This window comes from Bradyrhizobium sp. P2_E8 (assembly GCF_056403875.1).
Genome location: NZ_JBFUES010001528.1, coordinates 1 through 1,178, shown reverse-complemented (window position 1 = coordinate 1,178; position 1,178 = coordinate 1). Strand labels below are relative to the sequence as shown.

The window sequence follows — 1,178 nt, the reverse complement described above, 5'->3', positions numbered from 1 at the left end:
CTCGTTCCTGACTGGTCTCCACTCGCAGGAGGGTGAGGAACGGGCCGTCGCTGCGACGATTGACTTGGAAGCAAATTCGGTGAGCCGTCATGAACGCCATGCTCATCGGCGACGCTCTCGCCTCCTCCGGAGCCCCAGGCGAATGGAAGCCTCGGCGAAAGGAACCATCGCGGGAGCCATCGTCGGCGGCGTCGCGGGCCCATGCCCGGCCACGGCAAGCTTGGCGCTGCAGCCGGTTGCGCCATCGGCATCACGAGGCGAACAAGTCCGATTCGGGGCGGCTGGTCCCGGTTGGTCCGCCGACGGGAAGCTGCCTCGGGGAAAAATCTCGTGGCCCGTGACCTCTCGACGCCACGGCGTGGCAATCGACCCTTCGGCAACGGACTGAATCACGTTCGGCGAGACCATCGGCCGCGCGATGTGTCGGTCGCGCCCGACGCTTCGTCCTGCTGCTTCGTCGCCGGCCCGACTTCTTCAACGCAATGCGCCGACATCCCGCGTGCGCATGCCCTCTAAGGATCAGGCTTCTTGGAACGTAATTGGCTTCGCCGCTTTTCCTGGTGTGAAGGGATGCTGCCGGCTCGTTGCCTATGTCTCGGTGGGGGTCTGCGAAGGAGGAGCTTTGATGAAAGCGACAGCTCTGGCGATGGCCATTTTCGCTGTCTCGGCCGMCTCGGTTTCGGGGCAGCCCATAAGGTGGACGACCTACCGCATTCCACAGACGGGCACGTCGGTCGACTTCCCTTCTTCGATCTTCACCGAAGAAGCGGGCCGGCCGGACGGTTACGGGCAACGCTTTCGAACTGCCGACGGCCGCGCCGACCTCACGATACAGGCTGCTCCCAACGTCGGGAGCGATTCGCCCGCTGTTTTCCTCGCGAAGAAAGGACCGCCTTCGCGCATTCAGTACAAGAGAGTGACGCCGCGGTTCTTTGCGGTTTCCAGCTACAAGGGCGACAAGGTCTGGTATGACCGTTGCAACTTCTCTGGCGAGCTGGTCCATTGCGTGCTGATTAATTATCCGGCCAGCGAAGAGCGCGCGTGGGATGKGATCGTTACGCGCATCAGCCTCTCGCTGAGTGGCGGGTGATCCATCCGCCTTCGTGTCGGGCGACGGTTTCTGGAATCTTGGGCTCCGTTACGGCGCACTCAGATCGTCCGGAACCTCGCCGAACTTA

General features: G+C 62.9%; 1 protein-coding gene. It reads left to right on the top strand.

Annotated features, from left to right (window positions below):
* Positions 1-625: 625 nt before the first annotated feature.
* Entirely contained in the window at positions 626-1,090 is a 465-nt protein-coding gene (locus tag AC1D00_RS42030) for a hypothetical protein (RefSeq protein ID WP_477014764.1), read from the top strand.
* The last annotated feature ends 88 nt before the right edge of the window (positions 1,091-1,178 follow it).